The sequence below is a fragment of the Paenarthrobacter sp. 4246 genome, from assembly GCF_040546855.1.
GTDB lineage: Bacteria > Actinomycetota > Actinomycetes > Actinomycetales > Micrococcaceae > Arthrobacter.
The window spans coordinates 157,507-177,981 of sequence record NZ_JBEPOP010000004.1; the positions used below are offsets into that span (position 1 = coordinate 157,507).

General features: G+C 62.7%; 16 protein-coding genes. 12 read left to right on the plus strand and 4 right to left on the minus strand.

What is annotated here, in order from left to right; translation table 11 throughout:
* Nucleotides 1-210: 210 nt before the first annotated feature.
* Nucleotides 211-2,814 carry a GH32 C-terminal domain-containing protein gene (locus tag ABIE35_RS08610; protein WP_502921379.1) on the plus strand — a complete coding sequence of 868 codons (2,604 nt, stop codon included), beginning with the start codon at nt 211-213 and terminating at the stop codon, nt 2,812-2,814.
* Nucleotides 2,815-2,875: 61 nt separating this feature from the next.
* Here the strand turns inward: ABIE35_RS08610 and ABIE35_RS08615 are convergent, their stop codons facing one another.
* Together ABIE35_RS08615 and ABIE35_RS08620 are read right to left on the minus strand one after the other, a co-directional pair.
* The gene (locus ABIE35_RS08615; RefSeq protein ID WP_354514084.1) at nt 2,876-3,169 is read right to left on the minus strand and encodes a putative quinol monooxygenase; all 294 of its coding nucleotides are present in this window, start codon (nt 3,167-3,169) and stop codon (nt 2,876-2,878) included.
* Between the two features lie 37 nt (nt 3,170-3,206).
* Complete coding sequence (locus ABIE35_RS08620) at nt 3,207-4,217, minus strand: LacI family DNA-binding transcriptional regulator (protein ID WP_354514664.1); 1,011 nt, start codon at nt 4,215-4,217, stop codon at nt 3,207-3,209.
* Nucleotides 4,218-4,393: 176 nt separating this feature from the next.
* Here ABIE35_RS08620 and ABIE35_RS08625 point away from each other — a divergent pair, with 176 nt between their 5' ends.
* The 5 genes from ABIE35_RS08625 (at nt 4,394) to ABIE35_RS08645 (ending at nt 11,336) form a co-directional block, all read left to right on the plus strand.
* Nucleotides 4,394-5,506, plus strand: coding sequence for a substrate-binding domain-containing protein (locus ABIE35_RS08625; protein WP_354514086.1), 1,113 nt, complete (start codon nt 4,394-4,396; stop codon nt 5,504-5,506).
* An 88-nt stretch (nt 5,507-5,594) separates the two neighbouring features.
* Complete coding sequence (locus ABIE35_RS08630) at nt 5,595-6,641, plus strand: ABC transporter permease (protein ID WP_354514087.1); 1,047 nt, start codon at nt 5,595-5,597, stop codon at nt 6,639-6,641.
* Nucleotides 6,638-7,432, plus strand: coding sequence for an ATP-binding cassette domain-containing protein (locus tag ABIE35_RS08635; protein WP_089593486.1), 795 nt, complete (start codon nt 6,638-6,640; stop codon nt 7,430-7,432). Before ABIE35_RS08630 ends, ABIE35_RS08635 begins: the two co-directional genes overlap by 4 nt.
* A 133-nt stretch (nt 7,433-7,565) precedes the next feature.
* The gene (locus ABIE35_RS08640) at nt 7,566-8,522 is read left to right on the plus strand and encodes a carbohydrate kinase family protein (RefSeq protein ID WP_354514089.1); all 957 of its coding nucleotides are present in this window, start codon (nt 7,566-7,568) and stop codon (nt 8,520-8,522) included.
* 93 nt (nt 8,523-8,615) lie between these two features.
* Nucleotides 8,616-11,336, plus strand: a complete 2,721-nt coding sequence (locus tag ABIE35_RS08645) for a carboxypeptidase regulatory-like domain-containing protein (protein WP_354514091.1) — start codon at nt 8,616-8,618, stop codon at nt 11,334-11,336.
* Here ABIE35_RS08645 and ABIE35_RS08650 read toward each other — a convergent pair.
* Nucleotides 11,306-11,470 (minus strand): hypothetical protein, encoded by a 165-nt coding sequence (locus tag ABIE35_RS08650; protein ID WP_354514093.1) that lies wholly within the window; start codon nt 11,468-11,470, stop codon nt 11,306-11,308. The two genes, ABIE35_RS08645 and ABIE35_RS08650, sit on opposite strands and share 31 nt — an antisense overlap.
* On the opposite strand from ABIE35_RS08650, the gene ABIE35_RS08655 reads away from it, so the two are divergent.
* The 3 genes from ABIE35_RS08655 (at nt 11,463) to ABIE35_RS08665 (ending at nt 13,829) form a co-directional block, all read left to right on the plus strand.
* Entirely contained in the window at nt 11,463-12,341 is an 879-nt protein-coding gene (locus ABIE35_RS08655) for a GNAT family N-acetyltransferase (RefSeq protein ID WP_354514096.1), read from the plus strand. The genes ABIE35_RS08650 and ABIE35_RS08655 overlap by 8 nt on opposite strands.
* Nucleotides 12,331-13,077, plus strand: a complete 747-nt coding sequence (locus ABIE35_RS08660) for an SAM-dependent methyltransferase (RefSeq protein ID WP_354514097.1) — start codon at nt 12,331-12,333, stop codon at nt 13,075-13,077. The genes ABIE35_RS08655 and ABIE35_RS08660 overlap by 11 nt, the downstream gene beginning before the upstream one ends.
* A 113-nt stretch (nt 13,078-13,190) precedes the next feature.
* Nucleotides 13,191-13,829 (plus strand): LysE family translocator, encoded by a 639-nt coding sequence (locus ABIE35_RS08665; RefSeq protein ID WP_354514099.1) that lies wholly within the window; start codon nt 13,191-13,193, stop codon nt 13,827-13,829.
* A gap of 40 nt (nt 13,830-13,869) precedes the next feature.
* Here the strand turns inward: ABIE35_RS08665 and ABIE35_RS08670 are convergent, their stop codons facing one another.
* Nucleotides 13,870-15,456: a molybdopterin-dependent oxidoreductase gene (locus ABIE35_RS08670; RefSeq protein WP_354514101.1), complete on the minus strand. Its 1,587-nt coding sequence runs from the start codon at nt 15,454-15,456 to the stop codon at nt 13,870-13,872.
* A gap of 125 nt (nt 15,457-15,581) precedes the next feature.
* Here ABIE35_RS08670 and ABIE35_RS08675 point away from each other — a divergent pair, with 125 nt between their 5' ends.
* From ABIE35_RS08675 to ABIE35_RS08685, 3 genes are all read left to right on the plus strand, one after another.
* Nucleotides 15,582-17,093: an aldehyde dehydrogenase family protein gene (locus tag ABIE35_RS08675; protein WP_354514102.1), complete on the plus strand. Its 1,512-nt coding sequence runs from the start codon at nt 15,582-15,584 to the stop codon at nt 17,091-17,093.
* Nucleotides 17,094-18,749, plus strand: coding sequence for a GMC family oxidoreductase (locus tag ABIE35_RS08680; protein WP_354514104.1), 1,656 nt, complete (start codon nt 17,094-17,096; stop codon nt 18,747-18,749).
* Between the two features lie 145 nt (nt 18,750-18,894).
* The gene (locus ABIE35_RS08685; protein ID WP_354514106.1) at nt 18,895-20,472 is read left to right on the plus strand and encodes an APC family permease; all 1,578 of its coding nucleotides are present in this window, start codon (nt 18,895-18,897) and stop codon (nt 20,470-20,472) included.
* Nucleotides 20,473-20,475: the final 3 nt, after the last annotated feature.

Genomic DNA, 20,475 nt, shown 5'->3' on the forward strand with positions numbered 1-20,475 from the left:
GGCCGTCTGCCACCGCGCACTCAATCGCCGACAACGATGTCCGACCTGTCCAGGCTCTGGCGATCCCCTGCCATCATCCCGAACGACCGTTGACTTGTCCGGTGGACTTATCGTAGCTTTCAACGCACTGACAACGTTGTCTAAGTGGGGATGGGCACGCGCGATGAAGGGCGACTTGGAAGAACAATGACTAAATTCACGATCAGTAGGATGCGGGCAGCGACGTCTGCGTTGACGCTGGCGGGCCTGACGCTTTCGGGCCTCATGGCCGGCGTGGCACCGGCCTCTGCAGCACCCGAGGTGGGAAGTGAGGAGTTTCGACCTGCTTTCCACTACACGCCAGCGAAAAATTGGATGAACGATCCCAACGGGATGGTTTTCCATAAGGGGGTCTACCACCTGTTCTACCAGCACAATCCCTCCGGCAACACTTGGGGAAACATGTCATGGGGTCACGCGACGTCGAAGGACCTGGTTCATTGGAAAGAACAGCCCCTGGCCCTGTCCACCGACGCGCAGGAGGATGTGTTCTCGGGCAGCATCGTGGTTGATAAGGACAACACCACGGGCTTCGGGACCAAAGAAAACCCCGCATTGGTGGCCGTCTACACCAGCGCCTACAAGGAAGCTTCCCCGCACCGGGGCTTGCAAGCCCAGTCCCTGGCCTACAGCCTGGATGACGGGCAGACCTGGACCAAATACTCAGGAAACCCGGTGCTGAACCGCAATTCTGCCAACTTCCGGGACCCAAAAGTCTTCTGGTACGACAACCCGTCCGGCGGCGGCTACTGGGTCATGACCGTGGTCGAATCGCAGGATCACAAGGTGCTCCTCTACAAGTCCGGCAACCTCAAGGACTGGACTGCCCTGAGCGAATTCGGGCCGGCCAACGCTACTGGCGGACAGTGGGAATGCCCTGATCTATTCCCGCTGGCGGTGGATGGGGATACTAACAACATCAAGTGGGTCATGGTGGTCAATATCAACCCCGGCGGTGTCGCGGGAGGATCGGCCGGACAGTACTTCGTGGGCAACTTTGACGGCACCACGTTCACCTCCGAAACCACCGAACCAGTGGCCGAGGTACCGGCCGGCACTGTCATGGCAGGCTTCAACGACGGCACCTACAACGGATGGACCTTAAACAACGAACCAGGCAACTGGAAGAACGGTCCTTTCGGTGACGCTCCCGCGCCCGGCTCCCTGCCCGGGCAGAGTCCGGTAACCGGATTCAGCGGAACAGGACTGATCAACTCATTCAACGACGGCGACTGGCCGCTGGGTTCCATGCAGTCACCAACCTTCACAGTGACCGACGACTACCTTAATTTCCTCATCGGCGGCGGTAAGCACCCCCGCGTCTCCGACAAGTTGGACAACACCCCGCCCCCGGGAGAGCTGAAGTTTGACGGCTTCGAGGTTCCCGACGGCACAACGCTGGCCGATGCAGGCTGGACTGGGACAGGCGACCTGACCCCCAACTACCAGCCGGCCACCAGCGGCGGGGACTTCTACATCGGCGCCAAGCGAATCAACACCTTCGAAACAGGCGCCGTACCCGGTGATGACCGCCAGGGAACCCTGACCTCACCCGAGTTCCCCATCACCCAGGACTTCATGTCCATGTTGGTAGGAGGAGGCAACAGAACGGCGGGCTCAGGCGAGACCCTGGCTGTCCAACTGCTTGTCAACGGCAATGTGGTCCGCTCCCTGGCGGGTGATAACGCGGGACTGCTGAACTGGAAAGGCTGGGATGTCTCGGAGTTCGCCGGACAGAAGGCACAGCTGCGGATCGTTGACGAAGCTACCGGCGGGTGGGGCCACATTACCCTTGATCACGTCATGCTCACTGACACAGCCGCCGTCGCCAGGTCCGATGAAGAAACGGTGAACCTGGTTGTCAACGGACAAGTGGTTCGTACCGCCACCGGCAACGACAGCGAGAGCTTGGATTGGGTCTCGTGGGATACAAAGGAATTCGTTGGCCAGCAGGCACACATCAAGGTTGTCGATAACAACAGATTCGGATGGGGGCACATCCTCGCCGATGAGTTCACAGCCAGCTCCACAGCTGCGAAGTCCAGGCTGGAGTCTTATGACTGGTTGGATTACGGACGCGACTACTACGCGGCCGTTTCCTTCTCCAACATGCCCGATAACAAGCGGGTCATCTTGGGCTGGATGAACAACTGGGATTACGCCAACAACATCCCCACCAATCCCTGGCGCAGCGCCATGTCGTTGCCCCGGGAGGTGCAGCTGACGCAGACACCCGATGGACCTCGCCTTACCCAAAGCGTGGTCAAGCAGGTGGACAAGCTCGCGAAAAAGCCCAGCTATTCGGACAGGAATGGCGGTGCCATCAAGGCCGGAACAACCCCGCTGCCCGCTGCTGCTTCAGGTCAGGTCCAGCGTGTGGACATCACGTTCGCACCCGGCACGGCGAAAAAGTCAGGCATCACCGTACTGGGCGACGGCAACTCCTCCACCGTCATCGGCTACGACTCCACCACCGGGACGGTCTTCGTCGACCGCACAAAATCGGGAAACACCTCTTTCCACCCGGCCTTCGCTTCAATTGAGGACGCCCCCGTCGCCCTGGACAAAAAGGGCAATGTCACCCTGCGGGTCTATGTAGACCGCTCATCGGTGGAAGTGTTCTCCGGCGACGGTCTCCGGACCATCACCGATCAGGTATTCCCCAACGCCGGCGCTGACAAGATGACCCTCTTCGCGGAGGGTGGAACAGCGCAACTGAAGTCCCTCACAGTGACCCCTATGGAAGGATCAATGTTCCTTCCCGGAAAGAAGTAAGCAACGTACGCAGCAGGGACGGCGACCGGCTTTCGTCGGGCCGCCGTCCCTGCTTCTACGGTCAGATCAGTGGGTTTAGCCAGGTCAGGGCTGAACCGTCGCCCTCAATGTGATCGGCAAGTTCGGCGTTGAACTCCCGGCCGTAGTCGGCGCCGATGTGCTCCTGGAAGGCCTGCTCGTCCCGGTAGACCTCGAAGACAAAGTACTCCCGCGGGTTGGTTTCCCGCGTGTAGGGCAGGAACATCACGTTCCCCGGCTCGTTCCGGACGTGTTCAGTCAGCGTTTCCATCATTTTCGCGACGCGGGTCTCACTGCCTTCTTTGACAGTGAACTCCGCGTACAGTGTCTTGGTCATGGCCAGTCCTTTGCTCGGTTGGTTTCGGATTGCTCAGCTATTTGCCCGCGTCAGCTGAGGGCCGGATTTCACCGGAACCCCGCTGTATCAGTTCAGTTGGGATGACATACGTTTGGGCGGGACTCTCGTCGCCATCGATCCTTGCAAGGATCCGCTCTGCCGCAAGCTTGCCGATGCGTTCGGGATGCTGGGCGATCACCGTGATCCCGGGGTCCATCATGTCGGCCAGGGTGAAATCGTCAAATCCAATGAGAGCAACCTTGTGATGCAGTCCAAGGGCTTTCAGGGCCCGCATGGCGCCGAACGTCACCAAGTTCTGACTGGAGAAAATCGCCGTCGGCGGGTTCTCTGAGGTAAGCAGCTCGTGAGCAGCCCGGCATGCGGTTTCCTCGTCATGCAAGTTCTCACGAACGGCGACGCCGGACGTGGAAACGCCTGCTTGTCCCACACCATCCAGGAACCCTGTCCGGCGCCTCCCGGCAGTCTGAATATCAGTCCGGTCGCCAAGGTAAGCCAGCCGGGTATGCCCATGCTGGATGAGATGGGCCGCCGCCTTTGCCGCACCAATTTCGTTATCAGTCACTACCGCATCAGCCTCAATGCCCGCGGGCTCACGGTCAACGAATACCAGTGGCAGATCGCGGGAATGCTCCGGAATCATGTACGCCTGGCTCTTGGCGATGGTCGTCAGCACAAGCCCGTCGACCCGACGGCCCAGGAAAGCTGAAATGAGTTTCCTCTCCCGGTCAGGATCGTCGTCCAGGCTTGCAGCGAAGACAGCAATGCCGCGCACAGCCAAGGCGTCTTCCATGGCCCTGTGGATCTCGCCACTGAATGGGTTGGAAACGCTCGGAAGCAGCAGGCCGATGGACTGGGTCTTGCGTCCGGAACGCTTCAGGCTGCCCGCCGTGATGTCCAGTTGGTACTGCAGCTGTTCCGTCGCCCGCATGACCCGCTGGCGGGTCGCCTCGGAGACCCCCGGCTCATCGTTCACTACGCGGGAGACTGTCTTGATCCCAACGCCTGCGAGATCGGCAACATTCTTCATGGTGGGCCGCTTGCGCCCGGAGTCGGACTGGTGACGACTAGACATCGTTGTCAACTTGCTGCTCCTCAACTCGATTTAATACTTGACTCTATCGTGTGAGCTTGCTTACATGTTCCATGACAACGTTGTCAGTCGCAGAAAATGCGCCGCCAACAGCCACAAAACCAGGAGTTTCAATGTTGAGTTCCAAAGTCACGCGGTCCACCCGGAACCGTCTTCTTGCCGCCGGCGCAGTCCTGACCCTCGGCACACTTAGCCTGACAGCCTGCGGAGGCAACTCCTCCCCTTCATCCAGCGGAGGTTCCGACGAGAAGATCGGTGTTTCGCTGATCGTCAAGACCACTTCCAACCCGTTCTTCGTTTCCATGCAGGACGGCGCAAAGAAGGCCGCCGAGGCGGACGGCGTCGACCTTAAGCTTGCGGCGGGCAAGGCCGACGGTGACGAGGACACCCAGATCCAGGCCATTGAGAATGCAATCTCCAAGGGTGATAAGGGCATTCTGATTACCCCCAACGGTCCCTCGGTTGTGGATGCCCTGAAGAAGGCCAAGGACGCTGGCTTGTTCGTCATTGCACTGGACACCCCGCCGGACCCGGCAGACGCCGCTGACATCACGTTTGCCACGGACAACTTCAACGCCGGCGAGCTCATCGGCAAGTGGACCGCCCAGCAACTGGCGGGCAAGAAGGCTGTCATCGCCCTCATCGACCTCTTTGACGACAAGGTGGTCTCGGTGGACTACAACCGCGACCAGGGCTTTCTGACCGGCCTCGGCATCGACACCGCGGATAAGAAGAAGAACGGTGACGAAGCCAAGACGGGAACGTACACCGGCGGAAAGGGCGGTGACTACGAAATCGTCGGCAGCCAGGCTTCCCAGGGAGCCGAAGACGGTGGACGTACCGCGATGGAGACCTTGCTGGCCAAGAACCCCAACGTCAACGTTGTCTACACGATCAACGAGCCCGCTGCCGCAGGTGCTTTCGAGGCTCTGAAGTCCGCGGGCAAGGAAAAGGACGTCCTGATCGTCTCCGTCGACGGCGGCTGCTCAGGTGTGAATAACGTCAAGTCCGGTGTGATCGGCGCAACGGCACAGCAGTACCCGGTCAAAATGGCCGAGCTGGGCGTAAAGGCCATCGTTGATCTGGCAAAGACTGGCAAAAAGCCTGCCAACTCTGAGGGTCTTGACTTCTTCAACACCGGCGTCGAGCTCGTCACCGACAAGCCCGCAGACGGCGTGAAGAGCATCACCACCACCGAGGCATCCCAGATCTGCTGGGGCAAGTAACCCCTTCCGACGCGGGGAGACGCTCCAACCAGCGTCTCCCCCGCATACCCAGCAGTTATCAGAACATGGAAGTTCAGGAGCAACCCAAGTGACCCAGCAACAGACCGCCGGCCCCCCGAGCGCGGGGCATGCTGACCTGGCCGAGGAATTCCTCGACCGCCAGACGCCCCTCAGCAGAATCCGCAACCTCCTCCACCGATACCCAGCCCTGAGCCCGGCTATTGTGCTGCTGATCGCCGTGGTGGTCTTCGGGCTCCTCAACGATCGTTTCCTGCGCGTTGAGAACCTGTCCCTGATTACTCAACAGGTAGCCGTGGTGGGCACCTTGGCTATTGCCCAGACGCTGATCATCCTGACAGCCGGCATTGACCTCTCCGTGGGCGCGGTCATGATCCTGTCTTCAATGGTGATCGCCCAGCTCGCGGTCAGCAACGGCATTCCAGGGCCTATTGCGCTGCTGGCCGGTCTCGTTGTCGGCCTTGGTTCCGGAGCATTAAACGGCTTCCTGGTCACAAGATTCCGGCTCCCGCCCTTCATCGTGACGCTGGGAACCCTGAACATCTTCATCGCTCTGACGCTGCTCTACTCTGGCGGAAGCACCGTGCGTGGCTCCGCCATGCCGGACATGCTCACCTGGCTGGGAAGCACCTTCCCGATCGGACCCGTCCGGATCTCCACCGGTGTGGTCATGATGCTCCTCCTCTACGTGGCCGTAGCGTTCATTCTGGGCAAGACCGCTTGGGGACGGCACGTCTACGCGGTGGGCGATGACAAGGAAGCAGCCCGCCTGGCCGGCATTCCCGTCAACCGCGTCCTGATGAGCGTTTACCTTGCCGCGGGCGCAGTCCTCGCCGTCGGCGCGTGGATCCAGATCGGCCGTACCAATGCCGCCAGCCCCAACGCCGGCGTCGACCTGAACCTGGACTCCATCACCGCCGTCGTGATTGGCGGCACCAGCCTCTTCGGCGGCCGTGGCTCGATCTGGGGTTCGCTGCTCGGAGCCCTGATCGTTGGCGTCTTCCGCAACGGCCTCTCCCTCGCCGGCCTGGACGTGCTCTACCAGACCCTCGCCGTAGGCATCCTGATCATCATTGCCGTATCCGTCGATCAATGGATCCGAAAGGTCAAGTCATGACCACCACAGATTTCGAAGCCCCCCGCACCGAAACCCGCGAGCCCATCCTCAAGGCCAGGAACCTCGTCAAGACCTTCGGCCGCGTCGTCGGTCTCGACGGTGTCAGCTTGGACCTCTACCCCGGTGAAGTTCTGGCCATCATCGGCGACAACGGCGCCGGTAAGTCCACGCTCATCAAATGCCTCACCGGCGCCGAAGTTCCCGACACCGGTGAACTCTTCGTCTCCGGACAGCAGGTTCACTTCAAACGGCCGCAGGACGCCCGCGTCCACGGCATCGAAACCGTTTACCAGAACCTTGCCGTTTCGCCGGCCCTCGATGTCGCTTCGAACCTGTTCCTCGGCCGCGAAGAGCGGCTCCCCGGACCGTTGGGAAGCCTCTTCCGAATCCTCGACACCAAGGGCATGCGCAGGAAAGCCAAGGAAGAGCTGACCCGGCTGGGCATCTCCACTCTCCAGGACGTCACCGTGCCGGTGGAGAACCTCTCCGGTGGCCAGCGCCAAGCCGTGGCCGTAGCCCGTGCAGCGGCCTTCGGATCCAAGGTGGTGGTTCTTGACGAACCGACAGCCGCTTTGGGAGTACGCGAATCCAACCAGGTGCTCCAGCTGGTCCGGGACCTTCGCGACCGAGGGCTGCCGGTCATCCTGATCAGCCACAACATGCCTCACGTGTTCGACGTTGCAGACCGCATCCACATCCAGCGCCTCGGCAAATGCGCGGCAACCATCACCCCGCAATCCCACACGATGACCGACGCCGTCGCCATCATGACGGGTGCGGCCAAGGCCTAAGTGCCACACCGGGCCTTCCGTCCGGACCTTCCGCCCAAATCGGAACCCCTTTCTCCGTCCGCAGACCTGCCACCAGGTCTGCGGACGGACCCATACCTCCACCTCCCACCGTTAACCCGACGAAAGAACCGAGATGCACAACCTTCACCCAAACGACTTCGCCCATAACCAACTGGACGTCCTCGTCATCGGCGAAGCCCTGGTAGATATTGTGAACACCCGGGAAGGCAGCCTCAGCTACCCGGGCGGTTCTCCCGCCAATGTCGCCTACGGCCTGGGCCGCCTCGGGGTACCGACCGGGCTCCTCACAGCTATCGGCGAGGACGAACACGGCGCCGCCATCACCACCCACCTCCACAGCGCAGGCGTCCAGCTGCTTCCCGGATCAACATCCTTGGAGCGCACCGCCACCGCCACCGCCACCCTCGCAACGGACGGCTCGGCCAGCTACGAGTTCGACATCCGCTGGGAACTTGCACCCGTAGCACCGGCCACGATTCCGAAAATCCTTCATGCCGGATCCATCGCCACGTTCCTGGCCCCGGGAGCCGCCACTGTGCGCACCCTCCTGGAACAAAGCCACGACTCCTGCCTGGTTACCTATGACCCCAACATCCGCCCGGCCCTCCTCGGCAGTCATGCCGAAGCAAAGAAGATTTTCGAGGACCTCCTCCCCCTCACCGACGTCATCAAACTCAGTGACGAAGATGCGCACTGGTTGTACCCCGCATCCTCACCGGAGGACGTCGCCTCCCGTCTCCTCAATCATGGGCCTCGGCTGGCCGTCATCACCCGGGGCGCTGAAGGTGCGCTCCTGGCCACACCCGGAGCACGCCTCAACGTCCCATCAGCGAAGACCCACGTTGCAGACACCATCGGCGCCGGCGACTCCTACATGGCCGCCCTCATCTTTGAAGTGTTGGCCAGAGGCGAAAAGGCGTTTGCACCACCAGCCCTCAAGAGCATTGGACAGACCGCAGCCTTGGCCGCGGCGATCACCGTCAGCAGGCCCGGCGCCAACCCTCCCACCTCCGACGAACTCCAAGCGAGGCTGGAAGGACTCAATCAGCAGCCGCTCGCCGCAGTATAGAACTCCCCATGGCACTGCTGCGGGCCGGCGCTTACGATGGCAGAGGACCGCTCGGTCCCTTCAGTCACTTTTTTGGGGAAAAGGACCTTACCCATGCCGTTGCCGCGACCTGCCGCCGACCATCCGTTTCACAGAACACGGCAGGGGGTGTGGGCCATCCTGGCGGCAGTCGCCCTGGTGGCCGCGGGTCTCTTCGCCGGGATCGCGCCCGCCTCGGCCGCGACCTATACCTTCAAAGGTGTGGTCAAGGGAAAACTGACGGCCACAGCAACGGCCACTGCGCTGGGCGACGTGTGGGTGGGTGCCTACACCAATGACGACCGGGCCGACTTCGTTGCCGGTGCGTGGTCTGCTCCCGACGGTTCCTACAGTTTCACCGTGCCGGCTTCCGGCAGTTACAAAATCTGGACCACCTGCAGCAGCGGACCCTGCTCCGCCACCTACGCCTCCGAGTGGAACTCCAACCAGTCCAGCTCCTACGGTTCGACGCCGGTTGCCGTCACCGATGCTGCCCCCACCACCACGTACAACCCGCAGCTGGAAGCCTTCGGCAGCATGAGTGGCCGGGTCACCAATAAGGCCGGCCAGCCCCTGACTGCAGTGTCCGTCTCAGCGTCACCCAACAATGGCGGACAAGTGAGCAGCACCAAGCCCGATGCCAACGGCTACTTCACCCTCACCAAAATCCCGCCCAACCAGGCATACATCAGCGTCCGGGACGAGTCGGGCCAGCGCCTCTACCTGGAGCAGTACTGGACCGGCACCGGCACCGTGGACACCTACACGGCAGCCACGGTCCCGGCCGGAGTTAACTGGACCAACGTGAACTTCGTCCTCAAGGATGAAACCCTCATGGAGGCCACCGTCGTCGATCCTGCGGGCGCGCCGATTGCCGACGTCGGCTATATCCCGTGGGTGTACAACGACGCAACGGCAGCCTGGGAAGGCCCCCAGATGGGGCCGCTTACCTCGAATGCGCAGGGCAAGATCTACTGGCGAATGACAGTGGGCAAGAAGTACAAGCTCTGCGTCTCGGACACTGTCTACGAGGGCGCGCCCCGCGATAAGCGGTACAAGGCCGAATGCTACGACAACACGCCCACCAAGGACACGGCAACCGTTCTGACGGCAACTGCTGCCGGCCAGCGCGTAAAGCTGACCATGCAGCTGGACGTTGCAGGGCTGTCGCTGACACCTGACAGGCCCTTCGTTTACGGTTCTGCCCAGGCGGGACAGAAACTGACCGTCGATCCCGGCGTATGGGGACCGGCTCCGGTGACCCTCGCCTACCAGTGGCAGCGTTCCAAGGACAATTCCGAATTGCAGGACATTGCCGGCGCCACCACCACTGTCTACACACCCACCGCAGCTGATGCCGGGTACGACATCTGGGCAAAGGTGACCGGGACCAAGACCGGATATGCCCCGCACACCACCTCGGTTCACGGCGGTAAGTCGGGCGCCGACGCCGTCACGTCGTCCAAGCCCTTCACTCTTCTGGGAACGCCCAGCGCCGGGAACACGCTGACCGTTGACCACGGCACCTTGAACCCCGCCCCTGATTTTGGCCCCTATTACGACTGGTACGTCAACGGTGTGCAGGACTACAGGACAAACGGGCCCACGTTCCTCCTGCAAACCTCCGACGCCGGCAAAAAAGTCACCGTACGACTCAGCGTCCACGACTGGCCACTCCAGCCCTACTACGGCCAGGCCTCTGTCACTGTTGCGCCGGGCACGTTGACCGCGCCGGTACCCACGGTGTCCGGAACGGCGAAGGTCGGTTCTGTCCTCACCGCTGTGCCAGGCGCGTGGGGACCTGCCCCGGTGACGCTGGCGTACCAGTGGTACCGGAGCGGCGTCGCGATCACCGGTGCCACCTCAGCTACCTACCCATTGGCTGCCGCGGATCTGGGTAAGACCATGACCGTTCGGGTCACGGGCAGCAAGGCAGGGTTTACGACGGCGGCGAAGACTTCCGCTGCGACTGCAGCCGTGGCGGTAGGAACGTTGACCGCGCCGGTACCCACGGTATCGGGGACAGCCAAGGTTGGTTCGGTGTTAACGGCAGTTCCCGGGGCATGGGGACCTGCCCCGGTGACGCTGGCGTACCAGTGGTACCGGAGCGGCGTCGCGATCACCGGTGCCACCTCAGCTACCTACCCATTGGCTGCCGCTGACCTGGGCAAGACCATGACCATTCGGGTCACGGGCAGCAAGGCAGGGTTTACGACGGCGGCGAAGACTTCCGCTGCGACTGCAGCCGTGGCGGTAGGAACGTTGACCGCGCCGGTACCCACGGTATCGGGGACAGCCAAGGTTGGTTCGGTGTTAACGGCTGTGCCAGGCGCGTGGGGTCCTGCCCCTGTGACGTTGGCGTACCAGTGGTTCCGGAGTGGCGTCGCGATCACCGGTGCCACCTCAGCTACCTACCCATTGGCTGCCGCGGATCTGGGTAAGACCATGACCGTTCGGGTCACGGGCAGCAAGGCAGGGTTTACGACGGCGGCCAAGACTTCCGCTGCGACTGCAGCCGTGGCGGTAGGAACGTTGACCGGGCCCACTCCCTCTGTCGCGGGCACCGCAACGGTAGGCAGCACGCTCACCGCGACCCCCGGCGTGTGGGGGCCGGCTCCGGTGACGTTGACCTACCAGTGGTTCCGCGGAAGCACCGCCATTTCGGGCGCCACAGCCCAGACGTACAAACTGGTCGCCGCGGACAAAGGAAGCTCCATCAAAGTTCGCGTGACAGGTACCAAAACTGCGTACACCGCACTGGCCCGCTACTCAGCTGCCACGGCCCTGATCGGCTGAGCATCAGCGGCGGACCTAGCCGACGTTAGTGACGGGATGTAAGAGACGACGACGGCGGCAGCACCGCCGTCGTCGTCTTCCTGTCGGGACTCGATCAAGGGGTACGAACCCGATGAGGAGGCAGAGATGAACATGCCCGATGCTTCACGGCTCACGCAACTGGGAGAGACCCTTGCTCGATGGCAGGTGGATGGCGGCCCCATCCACCTGCATCCTGGAGACCTTGGCTGGTATTCGCGGCTCGGCGCCGACGAGACGGCGTCAGCGATACGGATCTGGGCGGAGGGTGGGGCACCGGCCGCCATCGGCCTTCTCGATGGCCCGCAGCTCCTTCGTCTGGCGATCGACCCGGCGCTACGCAACGACACCGGCCTTGCAAAGCGGATCGCAGACTCGATCGAAGACTCTGAAGGCGGCGTGTTTGCCCAGGGACAGGCGGCGGTGGAGGCGCGAGGCGCCGGTGCTCTGACGCGGGCTCTGGGACAACAGGGCTGGCAAGAGGACGAACCGTGGATTCCCTTGCGCTTGGATCTCTCCGCACCTGTCCAGCCGACAGGCACCCTGATCGAGATCATCGACGACGACCAGGCCGGAGAATGGGTAGACGTGCATTGGTCCGCGTTCCGGGGAACCCCGCTCGATGATGGCGTGCGCCAGACGCTCGTCAACCGGTGGCTGACGATGATCTCCGGGCCCTTCGCAGAGACATCGCGCAACCTCGTCGCCTTCGACGCACAAGGCAGTGCGGTCGCGGTAACAACAGTATGGTCTGCCGGACCGGGGCGTCCCGGCCTCATCGAGCCCATGGGCGTGCACAAGGACCATCGCGGGCTCGGCTACGGGGTGGCGATCACCCGTGCGGGAGCCGCTGTACTGCGGGAGATGGGTTCCTCCAGCGCCGTGGTGGCCGCCGAAGGAGCCAATAAAAGCGCTCTGGCAACCTACCTCGCGGCCGGGTTCGTCGCTGCCACGCCTGTCGTGGACATGTCACGCGGTGAGCATTAGCCAGTCCCTGACCTGGCTTACCCCGCTCTCCGAGGAACGCGCCGCACACCTTGTGGCCTTCCTGTCCGACCCGGCGCCGGCTGAGGTTCTGGACATGGGGTGCGGATGGGGTGAACTACTGCTTCGGGTTTTGACGGAGGCCCCGCAGGCACGGGGACGCGGAGTGGACAGTGCTTCCTCGTTCATCGACCGAGCGAGGCAACAAGCATTGACTCGTGGGCTGCTCGACAGAGTGACGTTTGATTCGATGCTTGGGCTCGAAGCCCCGGATCGCCCAGCAGACGCTGTCATCTGCATCGGCGCGAGCCAGATCTGGGGGCCGCCGGTGGAGGACGCGCAGCCGCTCGACTACGCCGCAGCCCTGCGCGTCCTTCGATCTCTGGTGCTTCCCGGCGGCCGGCTCGTCTACGGCGAGGCGATCTGGTCGGCAACGCCGCATCCGGATGCCACTGCCCCTCTGGCTGGACGTGATGACGAGTTCCTGACGGAAGATGCGTTACGGGAGCAGATCCGCTCCGCTGGTTTCGACGTGGTGGACGGCGACCAGGCAAGCGTTCACGAGTGGGACGTCTTCGAGACCGGGTATCGCGACAGGTTTACCCGTTGGCTCGAAGCACACGATGCCGACCACCCCGCCGCAGAACAGGTCCGACGGCGATATGAGGAACAACGCGCAGCATATGAAGAGGGCTACCGAGGCGTACTCGGGATGGCGTATTTCTGCCTAAGGGGGTAGGAGTCCCCCCGACTCTGGGTGCGCGTTTATAAACGACGACATCTCGCATCCTCTCGGGACCCGAAGTGCGTTACATTCGGTTTACCTAATCCTGCCGTCGATTGGAACTCAACATGTTGCCCGCAGCCAGCGTCTGGGCCTTCGCCTTTGCGGCGTTCGCGCTCATCGTCGTCCCGGGTCCAAGCGTGCTCTTCGTGATCGGACGCTCGCTCGCCCTCGGACGAAAGAGCGGCGTCCTAAGTGTGCTCGGCAACGCCCTCGGCATGCTCCCCGCCGTCGCCCTTGTGTCCCTCGGTGTGGGTTCCATCGTCGCTGAATCGATAATTGTCTTCACAGTCATCAAGTTCATCGGTGCTGCCTACCTGGTCTATCTCGGCATCCAAGCCTTTCGTCACCGCAAGGACCACACCGACGCATCCTCCACAGCCAAGACTCCGCCGTCCTCTTTCCGGCTCCTACTCGAAGGATTCACAGTCGGCGTGACCAACCCCAAGACCATCGTCTTCTTCGTCGCAGTCCTCCCCCAATTCGTCGACTACGCCCACGGCGCCATCCCCCTCCAAATGACGGCCCTCGGAATGATCTTCTTCACGATCGCCCTCGCCAGCGACACCATATGGGCCGTTACCGCAGGCACCGCGCGCGCCTGGTTCGCCCGAAACCCGAAACGCCTCGCCCGGATGAGCGCTGGCGGCGGCCTCATGATGATCGGCCTAGGCGGAAGTCTCGCCCTGACGGGCAACAAAACATAGGCAGCTCAAAAGGCACGGCTGGTCGCGCCAACCCGAACCCTTACTCCACCGTCACCATCACCGACGGCCAACCCGAGGCTCCGTCAGGCACCGGATCGGCGCGCTTTTCGGTCTGGGTTTCGCCAGTGGCGTCGGTGGCCCGGGCCTTGACATAGTGCATGCCGGGCGTGGCATCCCATTCATAGGACCATTGGCGCCACGTGATGGTGGATGCTTCGTCGGAGAGGGTAGCTTCCACCCAATCGCCGTCGTCAATCTGGACTTCCACCTTGGTGATTCCCCGGGTCTGGGCCCATGCGGTACCGCCCACAGCAACCTTCCCTGCCTTCAATCTCGCAAAGGACGTAGGTACATCCACCCGTGCCATGGTCTTGATGGGGCCACGTTCTGACCAGCCGCGCTCGGTCCAATAGGCCTTGCTGTCCGCGAAGCGGGTGACCTCCAACTCCACTACCCACTTGGTCGCGGAGACAAACCCATACAGCCCCGGAACCACCATGCGGACGGGGTATCCGTGCTCCACCGGAAGCGGCTCACCGTTCATGCCAATCGCCAGCATGGCATCGCGGTCATCCTGAAGGACCTCCAGCGGAGTGGAGGCACTGAAGCCGTCGATGGATCGTGAGAGCACCATATCCGCGCCGTCCTTTGGCTTGGCCCTTTTCAGGACTTCGCGGATGGGTAGGCCCAGCCATTTGGCGTTTCCAGCAAGCTTTCCGCCCACCGGGTTGGACACACAGGTGAGGGTGACGTGCGATTCGATCAGATCGGCGTCGAGCAGGTCCTGGAAGGTGAGGGTAACCTCTTCCTCAACCATTCCGTGCACCCGCAGTGACCAATCGTTGACGTTGATCTCGGGGACGCTCAGCGCCGTATCAATACGGTAGAACTCGTTGTTCGGTGTCAGCCAGGGGTAGACTCCCGGAACCGGGGACTGGACCCCAGCCGGAACAGGGGGCGCGGCCCTAACCGGCGCCGGCAGCCTGAGTGCATCCCGGGCCTGCGCAACATTGTTGCGCGCGGCCCCCAGGAGCCGCCCACCGGTCGCCGCGATACCGGCGGCGACGGCGGTGATCCCGGCGGCTGCAAAAAAGCGACGGCGGCTGGTACCGGCGCCGCCTACCTGAGTATCGGCGTCGGCCGCTATGTCGGCAGGGGCTTCCGGCCATGCTTTCAACCCCCACAACGGCACCATGAGTCGACGCAGGACGATGAGCCCGGAGATGGTTCCCAGGACGGAGGGGATGGCATCGGCGGGCCCAACCCCGGCTCGAGTCAGGACGCTGGCCACAATTACAACGCCCATGAACAGCACACCCAGGACGCCCAAGGCCCACTTCCGGTAGGCCACAACCCCCAGGACGCAGGCCAGCAGGGCGATGGTCAAGCCCATGCCCACGAACAGCGCAGCCTTGTCATTAGTCCCGAACGTGGCGATCGCAAAGTCCTTCATCCACGACGGCGTGAAGTCGATGAACGTCGATCCCAGGGCAAACACCGGGGTGGCCCTGGCGGTGAAGAAGGCGCCGATCAGCTCGGCAACCGCGAGTACGACGGCGGCAGAGACCACGCCTGCCAGCGCTGCCATGGTTTCGGGGCCTTTGGTCCGGAGTCCGAGCTTTTTCATGTCAGTGGTTCGTAGCGGCCGGGAGCAGGGATGGGTGCAGCATCCTCATGACACACAGCGGCACTTTGAACATCTGTTCATAATTTTCCTTGAACAGATGTTCAAGATGCACTAGCCTGCTTCGTATGACCCAAGCCACATTTTCCGATTCCGCCTCCACCCTTTTCATCAACGGCCGGTGGGAGCCGGCAGCGTCCGGCGCGGTGCGCGAGATCCACAACCCGGCCGACGGCGAACTGGTCGCCACGGTGTCCGAAGCCGACCGTGAAGATGCCGAGCGCGCCATTTCCGCAGCCCGCAAGGCCTTCGATTCCGGCGTTTGGGCGAACGTCCCCGCTCCCGAGCGCGGCGCCTTCCTGCTCAAGGTCGCCGCTGAACTCCGCGAACGCCGCGAGAAGTTCGCCCGTGCCGAATCGCTTGATACCGGCAAGCGGATCGTCGAAAGCCGCATCGACATCGATGACATCGCCGCCTGCTTCGAATATTTCGGAAGGCTCGCCGGGCAGTCTGCGGGCCGGGTAGTCGACGCCGGGGACCCCGCCGTCGTCAGCAGAATCGTCTACGAACCCGTGGGCGTCTGCGGCCTGATCACACCGTGGAACTACCCGCTGCTCCAGGCTGCGTGGAAGATCGCCCCCGCACTGGCCGCCGGCTGCACGTTCGTCCTGAAGCCTGCCGAACTGACCCCCTCCACCGCAATCCTGGCCATGCAGTTGCTGCAGGACCTGGGCCTGCCCGACGGCGTCGCCAACCTGGTGACCGGCCCCGGAGTAAAAGTGGGCGCACCGCTTTCGGAGCACCCCGACATCGACTTGGTTTCCTTCACCGGCGGCTTGGAAACCGGCAAGCGCATAGCCGCGGCCGCCGCCGGCACCGTAAAAAAGGTCGCACTGGAACTCGGCGGCAAGAACCCCAACGTCGTCTTCGCCGACGCTGACTTCGATGCCGCCGTCGACAATGCGCTGAACGGCGCCTTTGTGCACTCAGGCCAGGTCTGCTCGGCAGGGGCGCGGCTGGTGGTGGAGGAATCCATCGCCGAGCGCTTCGTCGACGAACTGGTCCGCAAGGCACAGGGCATCCGTATCGGCGGCCCGTTCGATGAGTCCGCCGAAACCGGACCACTGATTTCCGCAGCCCACCGGGAGAAGGTGGACGCCTATGTCCAGCGTGGCGTAGCCGAAGGCGCGCGGCTGCGGTGCGGCGGCGCGGCCCCTGAAGGCGAAAAGTTCGACGCCGGTTTCTACTACCAGCCCACCGTCCTGGACCGCGTGACCAGGGGAATGTCGGTAGTCATCGACGAAGCCTTTGGCCCGGTAGTAACAGTGGAAACCTTCCGTACCGAGGACGAAGCCGTGGCCACCGCCAACGACACCATCTACGGGCTGGCGGGTGCGGTCTGGACCCAGGATGCCGGCAAGGCCCAGCGGGTGGCGGGCCGTTTGCGCCACGGCACAGTGTGGATTAACGACTACCACCCCTACCTTCCTCAGGCCGAGTGGGGCGGCTTCGGCCAGTCAGGCGTCGGCCGCGAACTCGGCCCCACCGGGCTGGGCGAGTACCAGGAAGCCAAGCACATCTACCAGAACACCAGCCCCCAAGTGACCGGCTGGTTTGCAGACCACGGCAAGGAGAAATAGATGCACGTCGACACCATCGACAACCTCAGCGAGCGCGGGTTCGATTACGTCGTCATTGGCGGAGGATCTGCCGGAGCTGCCGTCGCCGCCCGGCTGAGCGAAGACCCGGCTGTCACCGTGGCCTTGGTGGAAGCCGGCCCCGATGACCGCAACCTGCCGGAGATCCTGCAACTGGACCGCTGGATGGAGCTGCTGGAATCGGGCTACGACTGGGACTACCCGGTAGAACCGCAGGAAAATGGCAACTCCTTCATGCGCCACGCTCGCGCCAAGGTCATGGGTGGCTGCTCCAGCCACAACTCCTGCATCGCTTTCTGGGCTCCCCGCGAAGACCTGGACGAGTGGGAGTCAAAGTACGGCGCCACTGGCTGGAATGCTGCTGCCGCCTGGCCTTTGTACCAGCGCTTGGAAAGCAACGAGGACGCAGGCCCGGAAGCTCCACACCACGGTGACTCCGGTCCAGTGCACCTGATGAACGTTCCCCCGAACGATCCCGCGGGAGTCGCCCTCCTCAATGCCTGTGAGCAGAGCGGCATCCCCCGGGCCAAGTTCAATGACGGCACCACCGTGATCAACGGCGCCAACTTCTTCCAGATCAACCGCCGCTCGGACGGGACGCGTTCCTCCAGCTCGGTGTCATACATCCACCCCATAGTGGATCGCGAAAACTTCACGCTGCTGACCGGCTTGCGGGCCCGACAACTGGTGTTCGACGCGGACAAGCGCTGCACCGGCGTCGACGTCGTGGACTCGGCCTTCGGCCGCACGCACAGGCTGAACGCGCATCGCGAGGTCATCCTGTCCACCGGTGCCATCGACTCACCCAAGCTCCTCATGCTTTCCGGCATCGGTCCGGCCGAACACTTAGCAGCGCATGGCATCGAGGTCCTGGTGGATTCCCCGGGCGTCGGCGAGCACCTGCAGGACCACCCGGAAGGCGTGGTCCAGTTCGAGGCCAAGCAGCCCATGGTGCAGACCTCCACCCAGTGGTGGGAGATCGGCATCTTCACTCCCACCGAAGAGGGCCTGGACCGCCCGGACCTGATGATGCACTACGGTTCCGTGCCGTTCGACATGAACACCCTGCGCTACGGCTACCCCACCACGGAGAACGGCTTCAGCCTCACGCCGAACGTCACCCACGCGCGTTCCCGCGGAACGGTCAGGCTGCGCAGTCGGGACTTCCGGGACAAGCCCATGGTGGATCCGCGGTACTTTACGGATCCTGACGGCCACGACATGCGCGTCATGGTGGCCGGCATCCGCAAGGCCCGGGAAATCGCAACGCAGCCGGCCATGGCTGAGTGGACCGGCCGGGAGCTCTCCCCCGGCATCGAGGCACAGACCGACGAGGAACTGCAGGATTACATCCGCAAAACCCACAACACCGTCTACCACCCCGTCGGCACCGTCCGCATGGGCGCGGTGGACGACGACATGTCCCCGTTGGACCCCGAACTGCGGGTCAAGGGTGTTACCGGATTACGCGTGGCCGATGCGTCCGTCATGCCGGAACACGTCACCGTGAATCCGAACATCACCGTGATGATGATCGGCGAGCGCTGCGCCGATTTCATCAAGGCCGATTCCAGCAAGGCCAGCAGAACGGAGGAAACCACGACGGCGGAAGCCGACTTCAGCTTGTCTGTCGCCTGAACAGGCACCCTGCTTTTAGACCCACGCAACAAACAATGGGGGAAACAGCCGGAGGCACAGCGTGGTGCCCGGCCTTTGATTTCGACTGCGACCAACGGCGGCCGCAGGTTATCACCATTCGTGCACGTCTGAACTAGGAGTTCGCATGTCAGAACCCAGCAAATTAGGACCCTGCAAGAGCGATGCTAGCGGCATGGACGAGTTTGGCTATGCCCAAACCCTGGACCGCAGCATCGGTAAGTTCGCCAGCTTCGCCGCCGGCGTCAGCTATATCTCCATTCTCACCGGTGTTTTTCAACTGTTCTACTTCGGATTTTCGACGGCGGGACCCGCCTACGCCTGGTCGTGGCCCATCGTTTTCGTAGGCCAACTGATGGTCGCCCTGTGCTTTGCGGAATTGGCCGGGCGCTATCCGGTGGCTGGGTCGGTGTACAACTGGGCCAAGAGGCTTTCGACTGGAACGTGGGCCTGGCTGGCGGGCTGGTTGCTGCTGCTCTCCTCCATCGTGGCTCTGGGGTCCGTTGCCTTGGCCCTCCAAATCACCCTCCCGCAAATCTGGAGCGGCTTCCAGCTGGTGGGCGACGGAACAGGTCCCTACGACTTTGCCGTCAACGGGGTCATTCTGGCCAGCATCATGATCGGTATTTCCACGCTGATCAACGCGTTCGGCGTGAAACTCATGACAATGATCAACAGCGTGGGCGTGTTCGTGGAACTGGTTGCGGCCGTCCTGCTCATTGCGGCGCTTATCTGGCACTCCGTGCGGGGGCCCGAAGTCCTCCTGGATACTGCCGGATTCGGTGAAGAACATCCCTTGGGCTTCTTCGGAGTTTTCCTCATTGCTGCCATGGCTTCGGGGTACGTCATGTACGGCTTCGACACCGCCAGCTCCTTGGGCGAAGAAACCAAGGACCCCAAGAAGACCGCTCCCAGGGCGATCCTTCGCGCCGTCACGGCTTCCTTCCTCCTGGGAGGCTTGCTCCTCCTCGGCGGAATCCTGGCCGCGCCCGATCTCTCCGATCCCAAGCTTGGGGCGCCTGACGGCGGACTGCAGTACATCGTCCTTTCAGTATTGGGCGGCCCGTTCGGCAAGGCCTTCCTGGCGTGCATCGTGGTAGCAGTGGTTGTCTGTACCCTCGCCGTCCATGCAGCAGCCATCCGGATGATGTTCGCCATGGCCCGGGACAACAACCTTCCCTTCAGCCGGCAGCTCAGCAAAGTTCACCCCACCCGGAAAACGCCCACTGTTGCTGCCATCGTCATCGGCATAGTTGCCGTTATTCCGTTGATCGTCAACATCTCCCAGCCGGCCATTTTCACCATCCTCTCCAGCATCAGCATCGTCCTGATCTACCTGTCTTACCTCTTGGTGACAGTGCCCATGCTGCGGCGCCGGTTCTTGAAGAAGTGGCCCTTGAAGGACGACGGATCAGAACCGGGATTCAGCCTCGGCAAATGGGGGCTGCCCGTGAACATCCTGGCCGTGCTGTGGGGCGGCGCCATGACGCTGAACCTTGTGTGGCCACGGCCGGAGATTTACAACTCGGTGCCACCGTTCGAGTGGTACCTGCAATGGGGAGGTGTGATCTTTGTTGGCACGGTCGTCATCGGCGGAACGCTGCTCTACCGTCTCCGCATCAGGCACAAGACCGGAGTCCTGGCCGAGCACGCCGCCCTGGTCACTCCCGAGGAGTCTCCCCAAGTGGTAGGCCAAAACTCCTAGCCC